The 16,312-nt window shown below is 70.7% G+C and carries 19 protein-coding genes; 8 read left to right on the top strand and 11 right to left on the bottom strand.

All coding sequences use genetic code 11. The annotated features are described in order from the left end of the window. The first annotated feature begins 2 nt into the window (after positions 1-2). From phnC to glpD, 4 genes are read left to right on the top strand one after another with little or no spacing between them, the layout of a single operon-like run. Positions 3-764 (top strand): phosphonate ABC transporter ATP-binding protein, encoded by a 762-nt coding sequence (gene phnC / locus BM041_RS22835; RefSeq protein ID WP_092962217.1) that lies wholly within the window; start codon positions 3-5, stop codon positions 762-764. Continuing rightward, on the top strand, positions 761-1,546 hold the full coding sequence (gene phnE, locus BM041_RS22830; RefSeq protein ID WP_092962216.1) for a phosphonate ABC transporter, permease protein PhnE: 786 nt from the start codon (positions 761-763) through the stop codon (positions 1,544-1,546). Before phnC ends, phnE (BM041_RS22830) begins: the two co-directional genes overlap by 4 nt. 20 nt (positions 1,547-1,566) lie before the next feature. Then, positions 1,567-2,364, top strand: coding sequence for a phosphonate ABC transporter, permease protein PhnE (phnE, locus tag BM041_RS22825; RefSeq protein WP_245762228.1), 798 nt, complete (start codon positions 1,567-1,569; stop codon positions 2,362-2,364). A gap of 5 nt (positions 2,365-2,369) precedes the next feature. Next, positions 2,370-3,848 carry a glycerol-3-phosphate dehydrogenase gene (gene glpD / locus BM041_RS22820; protein WP_092962214.1) on the top strand — a complete coding sequence of 493 codons (1,479 nt, stop codon included), beginning with the start codon at positions 2,370-2,372 and terminating at the stop codon, positions 3,846-3,848. Here glpD and BM041_RS22815 read toward each other — a convergent pair whose 3' ends face one another. The 5 genes from BM041_RS22815 to BM041_RS22795 all read right to left on the bottom strand — a co-directional run bounded on the left by BM041_RS22815 (position 3,849) and on the right by BM041_RS22795 (position 8,151). Then, on the bottom strand, positions 3,849-4,547 hold the full coding sequence (locus tag BM041_RS22815; RefSeq protein ID WP_092962213.1) for a hypothetical protein: 699 nt from the start codon (positions 4,545-4,547) through the stop codon (positions 3,849-3,851). It abuts the gene before it with no gap. 73 nt (positions 4,548-4,620) lie between these two features. Next, on the bottom strand, positions 4,621-5,067 hold the full coding sequence (cynS, locus tag BM041_RS22810) for a cyanase (RefSeq protein WP_092962212.1): 447 nt from the start codon (positions 5,065-5,067) through the stop codon (positions 4,621-4,623). Between the two features lie 15 nt (positions 5,068-5,082). Beyond that, positions 5,083-5,922, bottom strand: a complete 840-nt coding sequence (locus BM041_RS22805) for an ABC transporter ATP-binding protein (RefSeq protein ID WP_092962211.1) — start codon at positions 5,920-5,922, stop codon at positions 5,083-5,085. Positions 5,923-5,939: 17 nt separating this feature from the next. Beyond that, positions 5,940-6,791, bottom strand: a complete 852-nt coding sequence (gene ntrB, locus BM041_RS22800) for a nitrate ABC transporter permease (RefSeq protein WP_092962210.1) — start codon at positions 6,789-6,791, stop codon at positions 5,940-5,942. 4 nt (positions 6,792-6,795) lie between these two features. Further along, positions 6,796-8,151: a CmpA/NrtA family ABC transporter substrate-binding protein gene (locus tag BM041_RS22795; protein ID WP_092962209.1), complete on the bottom strand. Its 1,356-nt coding sequence runs from the start codon at positions 8,149-8,151 to the stop codon at positions 6,796-6,798. Positions 8,152-8,350: 199 nt separating this feature from the next. Here BM041_RS22795 and BM041_RS22790 point away from each other — a divergent pair, with 199 nt between their 5' ends. Then, positions 8,351-8,680, top strand: coding sequence for a hypothetical protein (locus tag BM041_RS22790; RefSeq protein ID WP_092962208.1), 330 nt, complete (start codon positions 8,351-8,353; stop codon positions 8,678-8,680). Between the two features lie 4 nt (positions 8,681-8,684). Here BM041_RS22790 and BM041_RS22785 read toward each other — a convergent pair whose 3' ends face one another. The 5 genes from BM041_RS22785 to BM041_RS22765 all read right to left on the bottom strand — a co-directional run bounded on the left by BM041_RS22785 (position 8,685) and on the right by BM041_RS22765 (position 13,058). After that, the gene (locus tag BM041_RS22785; protein ID WP_092962207.1) at positions 8,685-9,713 is read right to left on the bottom strand and encodes a sulfate/molybdate ABC transporter ATP-binding protein; all 1,029 of its coding nucleotides are present in this window, start codon (positions 9,711-9,713) and stop codon (positions 8,685-8,687) included. Then, positions 9,710-10,540, bottom strand: coding sequence for a sulfate ABC transporter permease subunit CysW (cysW, locus tag BM041_RS22780; protein ID WP_092962206.1), 831 nt, complete (start codon positions 10,538-10,540; stop codon positions 9,710-9,712). The genes BM041_RS22785 and cysW overlap by 4 nt, the downstream gene beginning before the upstream one ends. Next, positions 10,537-11,355 (bottom strand): sulfate ABC transporter permease subunit CysT, encoded by an 819-nt coding sequence (cysT, locus tag BM041_RS22775; RefSeq protein WP_092962205.1) that lies wholly within the window; start codon positions 11,353-11,355, stop codon positions 10,537-10,539. Before cysT ends, cysW begins: the two co-directional genes overlap by 4 nt. Beyond that, on the bottom strand, positions 11,352-12,371 hold the full coding sequence (locus tag BM041_RS22770) for a sulfate ABC transporter substrate-binding protein (protein WP_092962204.1): 1,020 nt from the start codon (positions 12,369-12,371) through the stop codon (positions 11,352-11,354). The genes cysT and BM041_RS22770 overlap by 4 nt, the downstream gene beginning before the upstream one ends. Positions 12,372-12,542: 171 nt before the next feature. Further along, positions 12,543-13,058 (bottom strand): RrF2 family transcriptional regulator, encoded by a 516-nt coding sequence (locus tag BM041_RS22765; RefSeq protein WP_092962262.1) that lies wholly within the window; start codon positions 13,056-13,058, stop codon positions 12,543-12,545. An 84-nt stretch (positions 13,059-13,142) separates the two neighbouring features. Between BM041_RS22765 and BM041_RS22760 the strand changes: the two genes are divergently transcribed. From BM041_RS22760 to BM041_RS22750, 3 genes are read left to right on the top strand one after another with little or no spacing between them, the layout of a single operon-like run. Next, positions 13,143-14,117: a Bug family tripartite tricarboxylate transporter substrate binding protein gene (locus BM041_RS22760; RefSeq protein WP_175534103.1), complete on the top strand. Its 975-nt coding sequence runs from the start codon at positions 13,143-13,145 to the stop codon at positions 14,115-14,117. Further along, positions 14,114-14,821 carry an MOSC domain-containing protein gene (locus BM041_RS22755; protein WP_092962202.1) on the top strand — a complete coding sequence of 236 codons (708 nt, stop codon included), beginning with the start codon at positions 14,114-14,116 and terminating at the stop codon, positions 14,819-14,821. The genes BM041_RS22760 and BM041_RS22755 overlap by 4 nt, the downstream gene beginning before the upstream one ends. A gap of 40 nt (positions 14,822-14,861) precedes the next feature. Next, positions 14,862-15,764: a DMT family transporter gene (locus tag BM041_RS22750; protein ID WP_092962201.1), complete on the top strand. Its 903-nt coding sequence runs from the start codon at positions 14,862-14,864 to the stop codon at positions 15,762-15,764. A 293-nt stretch (positions 15,765-16,057) separates the two neighbouring features. On the opposite strand, the gene BM041_RS22745 is transcribed toward BM041_RS22750, so the two are convergent. After that, positions 16,058-16,243, bottom strand: a complete 186-nt coding sequence (locus tag BM041_RS22745; protein WP_175534101.1) for a DUF465 domain-containing protein — start codon at positions 16,241-16,243, stop codon at positions 16,058-16,060. Positions 16,244-16,312 lie beyond the last annotated feature (69 nt).

Genomic DNA, 16,312 nt, shown 5'->3' with positions numbered 1-16,312 from the left:
CCATGTCCGCGCGGCAAGGGCTCGTCATCAAGGGCCTCGTCAAGGAATACGTGCCCGGCAAGCCCGTGCTGCGCGGCATCGACCTCGATCTGGCGCCGGAGGGGATCACCGCCATCATCGGCCCCTCCGGCACCGGCAAATCCACGCTGATCCGCTGCATCAACCGGCTGGTGGAGCCGACACGGGGCGAGATCACGCTGGATGGCGCACCGCTCACCGGCATCAGCGGCGGGCAGCTGCGCCTGGCGCGGCGGCGCATCGGCATGGTGTTCCAGGAATACAATCTGGTCGAACGCCTGACGGTGATGGAGAACGTGCTTTCCGGCCGCCTCGGCTATGTGCCGCTGTGGCGCGCCTGGCTGCGGAAATATCCGGCCGAGGACATCGCGCTGGCCTTCGAATTGCTGGACGCGGTCGGGCTGCCGGACCATGCGACGCGGCGCGCCGATGCGCTCTCCGGCGGCCAGCGCCAGCGCGTCGGCATCGCGCGCGCGCTGATGCAGCGCCCCGCGCTGCTGCTGGCGGATGAGCCGACCAGTTCGCTCGACCCCAAGACGGCGGTGGAGATCATGGAACTGCTGGCGCGCCTGACGCAGGCCGCGAATGTCCCTGTCGTCATCAACATCCACAATGTCGAACTCGCGAAGCGCTTCGCGAACCGGATCGTCGGCATGGAAGGCGGCCGCGTGGTCTTCGATGGTCCGCCCGGCGACCTCCAGCCCCACCACCTGCGCCAGATCTATGGCGGCGAGGATTGGCTGTGAGCGCGACCGTCGCGGCGCGGGAGGCCTTCAAGCCCAGCTGGACGGCGCGCATCGGCCTGATCGCCGTCGCGCTCTACAGCCTCTACGCCATCGGGCAGCTCGACATCTCCTGGGCACGGCTCTCGGTCGGCTTCGGGGAGGCCGGGCGCTTCCTGGCGCGCATGGTGCCGCCGAATTTCGCGCGCTGGGAATTGCTGCTGGAAGGCATGCTGGAGAGCCTGCAGATCGCGGTGCTGTCCACGGTGCTCGGCATCATCATCTCCCTGCCCCTCGGCCTGATGGCGGCGCGCAATTTGGCGCCAGCCTGGATCAGCGCGCCCATCCGCGGCGTCATCGCGGTGTGCCGCAGCCTGCACTACGTCATCGTCGCGATCCTGTTCGTGAAGGCGCTCGGCTTCGGGGCGCTGGCAGGCGTGGCGGCGCTGACCGTCGCCTCCATGGGCTTCGTCGCCAAGCTGTTCGCGGAAGCGGTGGAGGAGATCAGCATGAAGCAGGTGGAAGCCATCCGCGCCACCGGCGCGGGGCCTGGCGCCGTGCTGCTCTATGGCGTGCTGCCGCAGGTGGCGTCGCGCTTCATCGGCTTCTCGCTCTACCAGCTGGACAGCAATCTCCGGAACTCGACGCTGGTCGGCATCGTCGGCGCGGGTGGCATCGGCGGCACGCTCTTCGCCGCCTTCAAGCGCTTCGACTACGACTTCGTCTGCGCCATCCTGCTGTCCATCATTGCATTGATCTTCGTGGCGGAGCTTGTCTCCGGCCGTATCCGGGCGGCGCTTCGATGAACAATACCATGGCCCCTGGCATGAAGCCCCTGATGCGGGAATGGACCTACCTGACGCCGGCGGAAGCGATCGGCCGCTGGCTGGTCTGGCTCGCGGTCGTTGCCGCCACGGTCTGGGCGGTGCGCAGCATCGACATCATCCCGGAATTCCTGGCCGACGCACCGGAACAGATGGCGGACCTGCTGGTCCGCATGTGGCCGCCCGATGCCGCGCATTACTACCCGCATGTCCATGCGGCGCTGGTGGAGACGCTGCACATCGCGACGCTCGGCACCATCCTGTCGCTGTTCCTCGCGATCCCGATCGCGCTGATGGCGGCGCGGAACATCTGCCGCATTCCCGTGCTGAACGTGACGGCGCAGCTGATCCTGGTGTCCTCCCGTTCCGTGAATTCCCTGGTCTGGGCGCTGATCTTCGTCGCCGTCTTCGGCCCGGGCCCCGCCGCCGGCACCTTCGCCATCGCCTTCCGCAGCATCGGCTTCGTCGGCAAGCTGCTGGCGGAGGCGCTGGAGGAAACCTCGCCCGGCCCGCTGGAGGCACTGACGGCGGCCGGCGCGCCCTGGGGCAGCATCATGCTCAAGGGCGTCTGGCCGCAGGTGCAGCCGGCCTTCTGGGGCATCGCGCTGTTCCGCTGGGACATCAATGTCCGTGAATCCGCCGTGCTCGGCCTGGTCGGTGCCGGTGGAATCGGCGTCGTACTCGACGACGCCATCAACTTCTTCCAGTGGGACCGCGTCGCGACCGTGCTGCTCGCCATCCTCGCGGTGGTGGTGATCGCGGAAATCGTCGTCACGCGCATCCGCGCCAGGCTGATCTGACAACCATGGCTGAACCCTTCGACCTTCTCGTCATCGGCGGCGGCATCAACGGTGTCGGCATCGCGCGCGATGCCGTGGGCCGCGGCCTCTCCGTCTGCCTGGTGGAGCGGGGCGACCTCGCGGGCGCCACCTCCTCCAACTCCTCCAAGCTGATCCATGGCGGTCTCCGCTACCTCGAACACTATGAGTTCCGCCTGGTGCGGGAAGCGCTGGCGGAGCGCGAGGTGATGCTGAAGATCGCGCCCCACATCGTCTGGCCCATGCGCTTCGTGCTGCCGCACCGGCCGGAGATGCGGCCGCGCTGGCTGATCCGCACGGGGCTGTTCCTGTATGACCATCTGGCGCGCCGCGTCAGCCTGCCGCCGGCGGAGAGCCTGGATTTCCACCGTCACGCCTATGGCACGCCGCTGTCGGAGAGCATCGCCGCCGGCTTCGCCTATTCCGATTGCTGGGTGGAGGACAGCCGCCTGGTCGTGCTGAACGCGAAGGACGCCGCGCGCCGTGGCGCCGATATCCGCGTCCGCACCGCCTTCGCGGGGGCGGAGCGTGATGCGGAGGGCTGGACCGCCCGCCTGCGCGGCGCCGATGGCAGCGACAGCGCCGTGCGCGCCCGCGCCATGGTGAACGCCGCCGGCCCCTGGGTGCTGTCGGCGCAGGATGCCGCGCATGCCAAGCCCGCCGGCAGCGTGCGCCTGATCCGCGGCAGCCACATCGTCGTCCCCGCGCTGTATGAGGGCACGCAGGCCTATATCCTGCAGAATGATGACCGGCGCGTCGTCTTCGTCATTCCCTACCAGGGCCGCTTCTCCCTCATCGGCACCACCGATGTGCCGCATGAGGGCGATGCCGCGACGGCGCATTGCACTGCGGAGGAGGCCGAGTATCTCTGCGCCGCCGTCACGCGCCAGTTCCGCAAGCCCGTGACGCCGGCGGACATCGTCTGGTCCTATGCCGGGGTGCGGCCGCTGTACGATGACGGCGCGGACAATCCCTCCGCCGTCACGCGGGACTATGTGCTGAAGCTGGACACGGAAGCGGCGCCGCTGCTGTCGATCTATGGCGGCAAGATCACCACCTATCGCCGCCTGGCGGAGGAAGCGGTGGAGAAGGTGGCGCAGGCGCTCGGCCGCGATGCGAAGTCCTGGACCGATACGGCACCCTTGCCCGGCGGCGATTTCGGCGGCCGCGACCTGGCCGCGATGGAGGCGGACCTCGCGGTGCGTTATCCCTGGCTGCCCGCCGACACCCGCGCCCGCCTGCTGCGCGCCTATGGCAGCGAAGTGCCCGCGCTGATCGGCGATGCGGAGGGCTGGCAGGCGCTGGGCCGGGACTACGGCGCGGGCCTGACGCAGCGGGAGATCGACTGGCTGGTGCGGGAGGAATGGGCCCGCACGGCGGAGGACGTGCTGTGGCGCCGCTCGCGCCTCGGCCTGCACATGACGGCGACGGAGCGTGATGCCGTCGCGGTGGCGATGGGCGCGTAGTCAGCGGCGATAGAAGCCGATCAGCCCCGCGATCATCCCGCCTTCCTCGTCATCCGGCAGCAGCACGCCATCCGGCACCACCAGGCCGCAGGCGCGCAGATGCGCCAGCAGCGCCGCCGCGATCGCCTTCGGGTCGTGGCGGCGCGCGAAGCTGCCCTGGAAGCCCGTGACCTTGGCGATGGTCAGGGCCGTCGCCTTGCGGGGGCGGTGCACCCCGCCGCGATTGGCGTCCACCTTCTCCGTCGTGCTGCCCAGCAGGCTGTTGGACCGTCGGTCCACCGGCATGGTCCGCACCAGCAGCCAGCCCCGCCGCGCCGCCGCCGTTTCCGGGAAGAGATGGTCCACGGCGAGCTTCTGGCCCGCCACCTCGGATGCCGGCGCGGCATGGCCCAACTGCTTCACGAAGGCGGCCCAGTAGGCGGCGTAGCGCCCATCGCCTTCCTCCTTGTCCTGCGGCTTCACCCAGAGCTGCGGGCGCGCCTTGCCGTCGTGGCGCATCAGCGCCTCGGTCGGTGGGGTGCCGGGCAGGGGGGACCAGCGGCCGGCACCACCGGGGAAGCCGGGCTCCGCCAGCTTCGCCACCCAGGTCAGGTCCGGCAGCGCGATCCAGGCGGTGTTCATGCCCAGCCGGTCATCCAGGCCGAGCCAGGCATCCACCAGATCCTGCCACTGGCTGCGCAGGAAGGACGCGTAGTCCATGGCGCCGTTGCCTCCCTCCGAGTTGGACGGGCAGCATCCGACGCCACGCGACCACACGCAATGGTTGCGGCGATCAGTAGCGCTTGTAGCTCAGGAACTTGCCCGTCATCGTGATCTTCACGCGATCCCCCTTCTGGTCCGGCTGGCGTTCCAGGATCATGTCGTAGTCGATGGCGGACATGATGCCGTCGCCGAACTCCTCATGGATCATCTCCTTCCAGCTTGTGCCGTAGACCAGCACGAGTTCGTAGAAGCGGTAGATCAGCGGGTCGGTCGGCGGCATGGGCTGGGCGCCGCGATACGGAATCTCGCAGAGCGTCGCGGCATCCTCCTCATCCAGCTCCAGGATATCGGCGATGCCGGCGGCATGGTGCGGCTCGGCGCTCATCTGCCCCATGCACAGCGCGCAGGTCCAGACCGGGGACATGGCGATGCGGTTGGCGATGTCGGCCCATTTCAGGCCCTTCGCCTTCTTGATCTTGAGGATCTTCTTGCCGAGCTCGGCCTTGGCGTCGTTCACGGGGCTCTCCCTGGTTCAGGCAACGGGTCGCGATTCCGGCACCGCGCGCGCGGACCATCCGGCGGGCGGGTTGGTTGCCACGAACTCGCGCGACCGGGTGATGAGGAAGTCCAGCACATGGTCGCGCAGCGCGTGGTAGCCGGGCATGTGGTGCAGGCTGGCGCGGGTGCGGGGGCGGGGCAGGGTGTTCACCACCACCTCCGCGATGCGCGCGCCGGGGCCATTCGACATCAGCAGGATGCGGTCGGCGAGCAGGATCGCCTCATCCACGTCATGCGTGATCATGAATCCGGTCTGCCCGGAATCGGTCACCAGCCTCGACACCTCCTCCTGCAACGCGCCGCGCGTCAGCGCATCGAGGGCGGAGAAGGGTTCGTCCATCAGCAGGATCCTGGGCTGGATGGCCAGCGCGCGGGCGATGCCGACGCGCTGCTTCATGCCGCCCGACAGCTGCGCGGGCTTGCGGTCCGCGGCGTGGGAGAGGCCGACGCGGCCCAGCGCCTCCCGCGCCGCATCCTCGCACATCCGCCGGTTCCAATGCGGGTTGCGGCAGGACAGCGCGAAGCCGACATTCTGCGCCGCCGTCATCCAGGGCATCAGCGCGTGGGACTGGAAGATCACTGCGCGGTCCAGCGACGGCCCGGTGATCTCCTTCCCGCTGACGATGATGCTGCCGTCATCCGGCGCGTCGAGGCCCGCGAGGATGTTCAGGATCGTCGTCTTGCCGCAGCCGGAATGGCCGACCAGGCAGACGAATTCTCCCTTGCCGACGTTGAACCACACATCCTCGAACACCGCCGTGCCGCCGAAGCGGCGTGCGATGCCCTCCACCTGGACGTCAGGGCGTTCGATCATCGAAGAGGGGGGCATGCTCATTCCGCCCAGGCCACGGCGCGGGCCAGCAGGCCCAGCAGCCGGTCCAGCGCCAGCCCCACCAGCCCGATCATCAGGATGGCGATGACGATGTCCGCGATGGAGAGGTTGTTCCACTGGTTCCAGACCCAGTAGCCGATCCCCGTGCCGCCCACGAGCATCTCCGCCGCCACGATCACCAGCCAGGCGATGCCGATGGAGATGCGCATCCCCGTCACGATGGTCGGCGCGGCCGCGGGCAGGATGATGTGCGTCGCGGTGCGCCACGGCCCCGCTTCCAGCGTCCGCCCCACATTCATCCATTCGCGCCGGACGCTGGCCACGCCGAAGGCCGTGTTCAGCAGCATCGGCCAGATGGAGCAGATGAAGATGACGAAGACGGCGCTGATCGAGCTGTCCTTGATGGAGTAGAGCGCCAACGGCATCCAGGCGAGCGGCGAGACCGGCCGCAGCACCTGGATGAAGGGGTTCAACGCCGCGTTCAGCAGCGGCGACATGCCGATGAGAAACCCCAGCGGAATGGCGATCGCGGCCGCCAGGAGAAAGCCGGCGCCGACGCGCAGCAGGGAATAGGCGATCTGCACGCCGATCCCCTGGTCATTCGGGCCGCGGACATAGAAGGGGTCGCGCAGCAGCTCGAACAGCCGCTTCGCGATGTCGCTTGGCGCCGGCATGGCGGTCTGGCCGCCCTGCGCCGCGGCCTGGCCCATCAGCGCCGCGTATTCGGGGTCCACCGGCGGGCCGGATGCCGTGGTGGCGGCGCGGATCGCCGCCTCCCACCCCCCCAGGAAGACGGCGAGGATCAGCAGCGACAGCGCTGCCGCACGCCAGAACGGGACCTGTTGCTGCATGGGATCAGGCGCGGATCGCGCGCTCGGTCCAGGCGGCGGGGCTGGCGGGGTCGAAGCTGCGGCCCATGATGGTTTCCGTCCGCATGGGGCTGGCGGGGACCGGCAGGCCGAGTTCGCGCATCGCGCGGCCGGCATCGAGCGCCAGGAACACCTGGTTCGCCACCTGCGCGTAGTCCACATCCTGCCGCAGCTGCCCCCAGCGGCGCATCTGCGTCAGCATCCAGATCGCCATGGAATGCCAGGGGAAGGGATCGAAGCCGATGCGGTCCGGCACGCGGCGCACCTGGCCGAGGCCGTCGGCATAGGTGCCGGTCAGCACCTGGTTCACCACCGTCTCCGGCTGATTCAGGTAGTTGGCACCGCTGATCGCGGTCGCGACCTCCCGCCGGTTTTCCGTCTTCGCGGAATAGGCGGTGGCTTCCACGATCGCGCGCATCAGGGCGGCGAAGGTGTTGGGCGTTTCCGTGATCATGGCGCGCGGCACGGCGAAGGCGCAGCAGGGGTGGCCGTCCCACAGCTCCTTCGTCAGCAGGTGGATGAAGCCCACGCCGTCGAAGACCGCGCGCTGGTTGAAGGGATCCGGGCCCAGGAACCCATCGATGTTGTCGGCGCGGAGGTTGGCGACCATCTCCGGCGGCGGCACCGCGCGGATCTGCACATCGCGATCAGGGTCGATGCCGTTCTCCGCGAGGTAGTGGCGCAGCAGGTAGTTGTGCATCGAGAAGTCGAAGGGCACGCCGAACCGGAATCCCTTCCAGTCGCGGGGGTTCCGCTTCTCCCGGTGCTTCGTCGCCAGCGTGATGGCCTGGCCGTTGACGTTCTCGATCGCCGCGACGGCGAAGGGAATGGGCTGCGCCACGCCGACGCCGAGTGACATCGCCAGCGGCATCGGGCTCAGCATGTGGGCGGCGTCGAATTCCCGCGCGATGGCGCGGTCGCGGATCACGGCCCAGCCGGCGGCGCGGATGACTTCCACGTTCAGCCCGTGGCGCTGATAGAAGCCCATGGGATGCGCCATGATGATGGGCGTCGCGCAGGTGATGGGGATGAAGCCGACCTTGAGGTCCCGCTTCTCCGGCGGCCCGGCGGGCTGTGCCATCGCCTCCTTCGCCGCATCCAGCGGGAAGACGGAAGCCAGCGCCGCCAGCACCGTCGCTGCGCCGAAGCGTTCCACCAGCGCGCGCCGCGTCGGGCCGTGGCGGAAGGTTGCGCGCAGCACCGTATTCTCCGCGACCTCCGCCATCGCCTGCTCGGTGGAGGGTGCGGCGCCCGCACACTCCATCGCGCTGCCATGCTGGCCGCAGCCGCAGCGGTTCAGGCGCGTCTTCGGGTCGAGCGGATTGGCGGTCAGTCGGCGCATGGTGGAGGCTCCCTGGGTTGCACCGCCGGTTGCAACCGTCATGCCGCGCGCGGCCCTGGCGGCTTTCCGCGGGCGCATCCCGCCGGCGCGCCTAGTATGTGCCTAAGATCTGGGCAATGGGGGCGCATTGCATGCATTGCCGCGCTGGCATCGCGCCGCGAAGCCGCGCTAGCCTCCCCGCGATCCAGGAGGCACGGCGATGGCCCGAATCACCCTTCCCCTTCTCGCGCTGCTCGGCGGCGTGGCGGTGGCGCCCGGTGTGGCGCGGGCCGATGCCATCGATGGGCATTGGTGCAGCGATGGCGGGCTGCGCCTGACCATCCAGGGGCCGAACCTGCTCTCCCCCGGCGGCGCGCGGATGTCGGGGGACTATGACCGCCACGGCTTCAGCTACACCGCCCCGGCCGGGGAGCCCGGCGCCGGCGGCCGGGTCGATCTGCGCCTGATGGGTGACAATGCCGTCCGCGTGCAGGCGGCGAATGGCCCGATCGAGCCGGTGTGGCGCCGCTGCGGGCCGCCGGTTTCCTGACCCGTCAGGTGGCGCCCGGGAACACCCGCCCGCCGCGCGGCACCAGATGGCAGGCGTCCCCTCGCGCCAGGCGCGTGCCCGGCGCGGCGCGGGCATCCAGCACCTGCCCGGCGGCCTCCACCACCAGGTGAAGCTCGCCTCCGCCCTGCGGCCGCAGCAGGCGCACCACGGCGCTGCCGCCGGGTTCCGCCAGCAGTTCCGCGGGGCGCAGGAAGGCGGTGCCGGGGCCGTCGGCCAGGGATACCGGCAGGGGGGCAATGGGCAGCGGGTCGAAATGCGCGACCCCGCCGGCGATCCGGCAGGGCAGCTGCGCGGCATCGCCGATGAAGCCGGCGACGAAGGGCGTGGCAGGGTGTTCCAGCAGGGCGGCCGGCGCATCGAACTGCACGATGCGGCCGCGTTCCATCACCGCCACGCGGTCCGCCATCTCCATCGCTTCCTCCTGGTCATGCGTCACCAGGATGGTCGTGATGCCGAGCCGTTCCTGCAGGCCCCGCACCCAGCGCCGCACGTCGCGCCGCACCAGCGCATCCAGCGCGCCGAAGGGTTCGTCCAGCAGCAGCAGTCGCGGCTCGATCGCCAGCGCGCGGGCCAGCGCCACGCGCTGCCGCTGGCCGCCGGAGAGCTGGTCGGGGTAGCGCTGCGCGAGTTCGGGGATCTGCACCAGGTCGAGCAGCGCGGCGACGCGATCGGCGATGGCGGCGCGATCGGGGCGCGTGGCGCGGGGGCGGACATCGAGCCCGAAGGCGATGTTGTCCGCGACCTTCATGTGGCGGAACAGGGCGTAGTGCTGGAAGACCACGCCGATGCCGCGCTCCCGCGCCGGGACGCCCGCCATGTCCTGGCCCGCGATGCGAAGCCGGCCGGCATCCGTGCCCTCCAGCCCCGCGATGACGCGCAGCAGCGTGGTCTTGCCGGAACCGGAGGGGCCGAGGAGCGCCACCAGCTCCCCCTCCCGCACCGCCAGGTCCACGCCATCCAGCGCCGCGGCATCGCCGAAGCGGCGGGTGATTCGCTCGGCCTCCACCGTCACGCGCGGCGGCCCCGTCGTTCCAGCACCGTCTTGGCGGCCAGCGTCACCAGGCCCAGCAGCGCCAGCAGGGCCGCCACCGCGAAGGCGCCGGCGAACTGGTATTCGTTGTAGAGGATCTCGACATGCAGCGGCATCGTGTTGGTCATTCCCCTGACATGGCCTGAAACGACGGAGACCGCGCCGAATTCCCCCATGGCGCGCGCGTTGCAGAGAAGCACGCCGGACAGCAGCGCCCAGCGGATGTTGGGCAGCGTCACGCGGCGGAAGATCTGCCAGCCGGAAGCGCCGAGCGTCGCCGCGGCCTCCTCCTCCTCCCGCCCCTGTTCCTGCATCAACGGCAGCACGGTGCGGGCGACGAAGGGGAAGGTGACGAAGATGGTCGCCAGCACCAGGCCCGGCAGGGCGAAGATGATCTGCACGTCCCGCGCCTGCAGCCAGGGGCCGAGCCATCCCTGCGCGCCGAAGATCAGCACGAAGACCAGCCCGGAGATGACCGGGGAGACGCTGAAGGGCAGCTCCACCAGCACCACCAGCAGGCGCCTGCCGGGAAAGTCGTGCTTCGCGATGGCCCAGCAGGCCGCCAGGCCGCCGATGGTGTTGATGGGCACGGCGATGGCGGCGACCACCAGCGTCAGCCGGATGGCGGCCATCGTGTCCTCCTCCGCCAGCGCCGCCCGGAGCACGCCCCAGCCGCGGCGCAGCGCCTCGGTGAACACGGCGGCGAGCGGCAGGGCGAGGATGAGGATGCCGATGGTGACGGCGGCCAGCGCGAGCAGCGCCCGCGCCCAGGGCGCATCCTCCGCCGCGCTGCGGAAACGCGCGCTCATGCCCGGCCCCGCCGCAGCCCGCGCTGCACCAGCGACAGGCCCAGCAGCACGGCGAAGGCCAGCAGCAGCATGGCGAGGCCCACCGCCGCGGCGCCGGCATAGTCGAATTGTTCAAGGCGGATGACGATGAGCAGCGGCGCGATCTCGCTGACCATCGGCATGTTGCCGGCGATGAAGATCACGCTGCCATATTCCCCGACCGCGCGCGCGAAGCCGAGGCCGAAGCCCGAGACCAGCGCGGGCGCCAGCGCCGGCAGCACCACCCGCGCCAGCGCCTGCGGCCGCGTGGCGCCGAGCGTCGCCGCCGCTTCCTCCGCATCCCGGCCGAGGTCCCGCAGCACCGGCTCCACCGTTCGCACGATGAAGGGCAGGGCCACGAAGACCAGGGCCACGACGATGCCCGCCGGCGTGAAGGCCACCTTCCAGCCGAACCAGGCCTGGAGTGGCGCGCCGAGCCAGCCATTCGGGGCGAAGAGCGCCGTCAGCGCGATGCCCGCCACCGCCGTCGGCAGCGCGAAGGGCAGGTCCACCATGCCATCCAGGATGCGCCGCCCCAGAAAGCGCAGCCGCACGATGGCATAGGCCAGCAGCAGCCCGATCGGCAGGCTGGCCAGCCCCGCCAGCGCCGCCGTGCCGAAGCTGAGCGCGAGCGAGGCCAGGACCCGATCCTCCGACAGGGACCGGATCACGCCGGCCACGCCCAACTCCCAAGGCTTCACCGCCAGCGCCAGCAGCGGCACCAGCACGATCAGGGAGACCCAGGTCAGCGCGACGCCGATGGAGAGGCCGAAGCCCGGGATGGCCCTGACCCTCATCGTCCCGGCCGGTAGATCCGGTCGAAGACGCCGCCATCGTTGAAATGGGTGCGCTGCGCCGCCGTCCATCCGCCGAAGACGTCGTCGATGGTGACGAGGTCGATCGCCGGGAAGCGGGATGCGTTCGCGGCCAGCACGGCCGGGTTGCGCGGGCGGTAGTAGTGGCGCGCGGCGATGGCCTGGCCTTCATCGGTGTAGAGGCCGCGCAGATAGGCCTCCGCCACCGCGCGGGTGCCGCGGCGGTCCACCACCTGGTCCACCACGGCGACGTTCGGCTCCGCCAGGATGGAGAAGGGGGGATAGACGATGTCGAATTTGTCGGCGCCGAATTCCGCCAGCGCCAGATGGGCCTCGTTCTCCCAGGACAGGAAGACATCGCCCTGGGCGCGCTGTGCGAAGGTGGTCAGCGACCCGCGCGCGCCGGTATCCAGCACCGGCACCTGGCGGAACAGCCGCGCCGTCGCTTCTTCCGCCGTCGCGGCGCTGCCGCCGGGCTGGCGCAGCGCCCAGGCCCAGAACGCCAGGTAGTTCCAGCGCGCGCCGCCGGAGGTCTTGGGATTGGGCGTGATGATGGACACGCCGGGCTTCAGCAGATCCCCCCAGTCCCGGATGTTCTTCGGGTTCCCCTTGCGGGTCAGGAAGACGATGGTGCTGGTGTAGGGCGCGCTGTTGTTCGGCAGGCGGCCGATCCAGTCGCGCGCCAGCAGGCCACGCTCCGCGATCGCGTCCACATCATAGGCCAGCGCCAGCGTCACCACATCCGCCGCCAGCCCATCGATGACGGAGCGCGCCTGCCGCCCCGACCCGCCATGGGAGGTGTTGATGCGCACCGCCTGGCCCGACTGGGCCTGCCAGTTGCGGGCGAAGACCGCGTTGTAGTCGCGGTACAGCTCCCGCGTCGGGTCGTAGGAGACGTTGAGCAGCGTGAGGGGCGCCTGCGCCTGGGCGCCGGTCGCAATGAAGGGCGCAGCCGCCAGCAGGGCGCGGCGAGGCAGCGCGAGGCCATTCCTTGGCATCGGGGGTCACTCCGTCAGAGATGTCGTCGATCCGCGCGGGGCGCGGGTTCAGGGCACGCGGGCCAGGGGCTCGGCGCGGCGACAACAAGGCCGACAGGGGGGTGCGGGCAGCAGGGGCACGGCATCCTCCGTCAGGGTCGGTGGCCCGGGATCACCGGGGTCGCCGAAATCCTATCGGGATGATGGGAATTCTATCAAGTCCTTTTGGCATGCCCTTTCGGCGACCACGTCCAGCAGGGCGGTGATGGCCGGGCGCGGGGCAGGCGCGGCGATGTCGGCCAGCATGGTGCCGTCCAGGATCTCCGCCGTCGCGTCGCGGACCTGGCGCATCACGCGGCGGATGGCGCAATCCGCGGGTTCCACGCAATCGATGCAGGGGCGGTAGGCCGTCAGGCTGGCGCAGGGGATGGGGGCGAGCGGCCCGTCGATGGCGCGGATCAGGTCGGACAGCGCGATCTGCGTGGCGGGGCGCGCCAGCGCATAGCCGCCGGACTTGCCGCGCAGGCTGTCCACGAAGCCGTGCCGCCGCAGGTCGAGCAGGATGGCCTCCAGGAATTTCCGCGGCGCGCGGGCACGCTCCGCGATTTCATGGATGGGCATGGTGGCGCGGCGGGACGGGGCGGCCGCGCCGGCTTCCGCCAGCACGGACAGCGCCTTCAGACCGTACTTGGCCTTCTGCGTCAGCATGTCTTCTCATACGATGCCACCCCGGGCGCGGCCAAGCCCAAGGGCGGGTTCATGCTCCGAAATCGGCCATGGGGAGGAAGAATCATGTCCGAGACCTGGATCACGCGCCGAGGCGCCCTGGCGGCGGGCCTCGCTGTGGCCGTGGCGCCGGCCTCGGCGCAGGAGAGGTTCCCGACGCGCCCCGTGCGCCTGGTCGTCGCCTTCCCGCCGGGGGGCGGCACGGACATCCTGGGCCGGCTGCTGGCGCAGCGGATGCAGGAGGCGCTGGGCCAGCCGGTGGTGGTGGAGAACCGGGGCGGCGCCGGCGGCAACATCGCCGCTGTCGCCATCGCGCAATCGGCCCCCGATGGCTATGCGGTGCTCTTCACCGGCAGCAGCCTGGCGGTGAACGAGGTGCTGTTCCGCAGCCCCGGCTATGACAGCCGGCGCGATTTTGCCGCGGTGGCGCGCCCGGCCTCCACGCCCATGATGCTGGTGGTGCACAAGGATCTTCCGGCCCGCGACGTCGCCGGCCTGATCGCCGACGCCAAGGCCAGGCCCGGCGCGCTGAACTGCGCGGTGCCCGGCGCCGGCACCAGCCAGCATCTGGCCTTCGAACTGTTCAACGAGATGGCAGGCACGCGCATCACCGGCGTGCCCTATCGCGGCGGCGGCCCCGCCATCGCCGCGGTGGTGAGCGGCGAGGTGCAGATGCTCTTCACCTCCGCCGGGTCGGTGGAGGCGCTGGTCCGGGACGGACGGATGCGCGCGCTGGCCGTCACCACCCGCGCCCGCCTGCCGGGCTGGCCGGAGGTGCCGACGGTCGGGGAGGCGCTGCCGGGCTTCATCGCCGAACTCTGGTACGGCCTCTACGCCCCCGCCGCGACGCCGCCGGCGGTGGTCGCGGCGCTGGAGGGCGCGGTGCGGGACAGCGTCGCCGACCCGGCCTTCGCGCAACGCCTGCGCGACCGGGGGTTCGAGCCCGATTTCCTCGGTGCCGCCGCCACCGCGAGCGCGACGCAGGAGGAACGGGCGCGCTGGGAACCCGTGATCCGCCGCGCCGGGATCACGCCGGAATGAGCCGCCTCATCGGCCATGTCCGCGACCTCCGCCGCTTTCCCGTCAAGTCGATGGGCGGCGAGGCGCGGGACGCGCTGGAGCTGCGCTGGCCCGGCATCCTGGGCGACCGGCAATACGCCTTCCACCGGCTGGAGGAGCGCGGCCGCTTGCCCTGGCTGACGGCGCGGAACCTGGCGGCCATGGTGCTGCACCAGCCCCGCTACGCGGACCCCGACGACCCCCGGACCAGCGCCGTGACGGTGCGGATTCCGGAGGGCGCGGAGATGGACCTGCACGACCCCGCGCTGCTGGCGCGGCTGGCGGAGGCCGCCGGCCAGCCCATCGGGCTGATGCAGGTGGGGCGCGGCGTGTTCGACACCATGCCCGTCTCCATCGGCACCACGGGGGGCCTCGGCCTGGTGGATGCGATGCATGGATCGAGGCTCGATCCGCGGCGCTTCCGGCTGAACATCCTGATCGAGACGAGCGAGCTGGAGGAAGCGCTGAAGGGTCGGCGGCTGGCCTTCGGCGGCGGCGCGGCGCTGCTGGTGAATGAGGGCATTCCCCGCTGCGCCATGGTGCAGGTCGATCCGGACACGGCGGCGCGCGATCCCTCCGTCCAGAAGACCGTGATCCACCATTTCGACAATTGCGTTGGCCTCTACGCGGCCACGGCCGCCTGCGGCGCCATCCGCATGGGTGATGCGGTGACGCTGCTGGACTGAGCCCCTGGGAAGACCGGGCGCCACGGGGTAGCCTCGGGGCGTGACAGCAGCCCGACGCCACCTTGCCCTCGGGCTTTTCTTCGGCCTCACCGCCGCCATCACCTGGGGCAGCCAGGCGGTGGTGGCGCGGGCGGGGACGCTGGCGGGGTTCTCGCCGCTCGATCTGTCGGTCCTTCGTTTCTCCACGGCGGCGCTGATCCTGGCGCCCTTCGCGTGGCGCGGGCGGCATGTGCTGGCGAAGCTGGGACCCTGGCGGCTGCTGGTGCTGGCGTGCTGCGGGGGCTTCGGCAATTCCCTGCTGTTCGGCGGCGGCGTGGTCTTCGCGCCGGCCACCCATGGCGGCACCATCGCCCCCATCACCGCGGCCGTTTCCGGGGCTTTGCTGGCGATTCCGGCGCTGAAGGAGGTGCCGACGCCGGGGCGGGTGGCGGCGCTGGTGGCGCTGGCGCTGGGCCTGGTCCTGCTGGGGTGGGACGGGTTGCAGGGGGACCATCCCGGGGCCTGGCGGGGCGATATCCTGTTGTTCTTCGCGGGCGCGATCTGGGGCGGCTTCACCGTGCTGCTGCGCCGCTGGTCCATTCCCGCGCTGCCGGCGACGGCGGCGATCTGCGGGATTTCCGCCCTGGTGGTCATTCCCCCCTGGGTGCTGCTGGGCTTCGGCGCGGTGCCCGACCTGCGCTGGCAGGATGCGGCGCTGCAGATGGGCGGGCAGGGGATCATGTCCTCCGTCATCGCCATCAGCCTCTATGCCAAGGCCACGGAATACCTGGGCGCGACGCGCGCGGCCTGCGTCTCCACCATGATGCCGGTGGCGGCCATCATCCTCAGTGTCACCCTGCTGGGGGAGAGCCTGGGGCTGCTGAAGCTGGCCGGGGTGGCGCTGGCGGTCGCGGCGATGCTGGCCGCGGTGCTGTTCACGGGGCGCCGCAGCGTCGGGCGGTAATGTGGCTTTTTAGTCGCTAACCCGTTTAAGCCGATTATGCCGTTTATGCGGGTTTAGCACCGTTTTCGCGGGAGCCGCCGGCGATGGTCGGGGGTAATGGTGTCGGAAACATAACCAGAACATGATCGCCTGGCGAGCTAATTCCGCGGTGCGCCGCAGCCGCGGCGCCATGCGCATTCCCCGCGGAGGTAGCGCATGACGGGCCAATCCCGGATCTGCGGCCAGCCCGCGACGGTGGCGGCGGCGAAGAGCCCGCCGACCACCAGCCAATCCCGACGGTTCATCGACTGGGGCTAGGGCTCCGGGTCCTGCCGCGCCCAGCGGGGCATGGCGCAGCCCATCAGCGCGGCCATCCGGTCCCGTGCCAGCAGCTTTTCGCGGCTCAGGCGGCGGATCGCGGCCTCGTCCGGGACGCCGCGGGACCGTTCCGCCGCGATACGCCGTTCCAGGTCCGCCAGGCGATCCACCAAGCGAGCCATCAGGCTTCCCCCTTGCAGGGTGCCTCCTGGCAACAGGCCGCCGGGCGGTAAGCTCCCGTCCATAATCCC

It is taken from the genome of Falsiroseomonas stagni DSM 19981 (assembly GCF_900114315.1).
Lineage (GTDB): Bacteria > Pseudomonadota > Alphaproteobacteria > Acetobacterales > Acetobacteraceae > Falsiroseomonas > Falsiroseomonas stagni.
Note: the sequence above shows the minus strand (reverse complement) of the source record. Positions and strands in the feature narration are given on the sequence as shown.

Excerpts from the sequence above, each read along its gene's own strand:
- phnE (WP_245762228.1), top strand. The coding sequence starts at position 1,567 with ATGAAGCCCCTGATGCGGGAATGGACCTACCTGACGCCGGCGGAAGCG.
- glpD (WP_092962214.1), top strand. The coding sequence starts at position 2,370 with ATGGCTGAACCCTTCGACCTTCTCGTCATCGGCGGCGGCATCAACGGT.
- BM041_RS22815 (WP_092962213.1), bottom strand. The coding sequence starts at position 4,547 with ATGGACTACGCGTCCTTCCTGCGCAGCCAGTGGCAGGATCTGGTGGAT.
- phnC (WP_092962217.1), top strand. The coding sequence starts at position 3 with ATGTCCGCGCGGCAAGGGCTCGTCATCAAGGGCCTCGTCAAGGAATAC.
- BM041_RS22765 (WP_092962262.1), bottom strand. The coding sequence starts at position 13,058 with ATGCTGACGCAGAAGGCCAAGTACGGTCTGAAGGCGCTGTCCGTGCTG.
- BM041_RS22755 (WP_092962202.1), top strand. The coding sequence starts at position 14,114 with ATGAGCCGCCTCATCGGCCATGTCCGCGACCTCCGCCGCTTTCCCGTC.
- BM041_RS22805 (WP_092962211.1), bottom strand. The coding sequence starts at position 5,922 with ATGATCGAACGCCCTGACGTCCAGGTGGAGGGCATCGCACGCCGCTTC.
- BM041_RS22790 (WP_092962208.1), top strand. The coding sequence starts at position 8,351 with ATGGCCCGAATCACCCTTCCCCTTCTCGCGCTGCTCGGCGGCGTGGCG.
- BM041_RS22745 (WP_175534101.1), bottom strand. The coding sequence starts at position 16,243 with ATGGCTCGCTTGGTGGATCGCCTGGCGGACCTGGAACGGCGTATCGCG.
- BM041_RS22770 (WP_092962204.1), bottom strand. The coding sequence starts at position 12,371 with ATGCCAAGGAATGGCCTCGCGCTGCCTCGCCGCGCCCTGCTGGCGGCT.
- cysW (WP_092962206.1), bottom strand. The coding sequence starts at position 10,540 with ATGAGCGCGCGTTTCCGCAGCGCGGCGGAGGATGCGCCCTGGGCGCGG.
- BM041_RS22795 (WP_092962209.1), bottom strand. The coding sequence starts at position 8,151 with ATGCGCCGACTGACCGCCAATCCGCTCGACCCGAAGACGCGCCTGAAC.
- cysT (WP_092962205.1), bottom strand. The coding sequence starts at position 11,355 with ATGAGGGTCAGGGCCATCCCGGGCTTCGGCCTCTCCATCGGCGTCGCG.
- ntrB (WP_092962210.1), bottom strand. The coding sequence starts at position 6,791 with ATGCAGCAACAGGTCCCGTTCTGGCGTGCGGCAGCGCTGTCGCTGCTG.
- BM041_RS22760 (WP_175534103.1), top strand. The coding sequence starts at position 13,143 with ATGTCCGAGACCTGGATCACGCGCCGAGGCGCCCTGGCGGCGGGCCTC.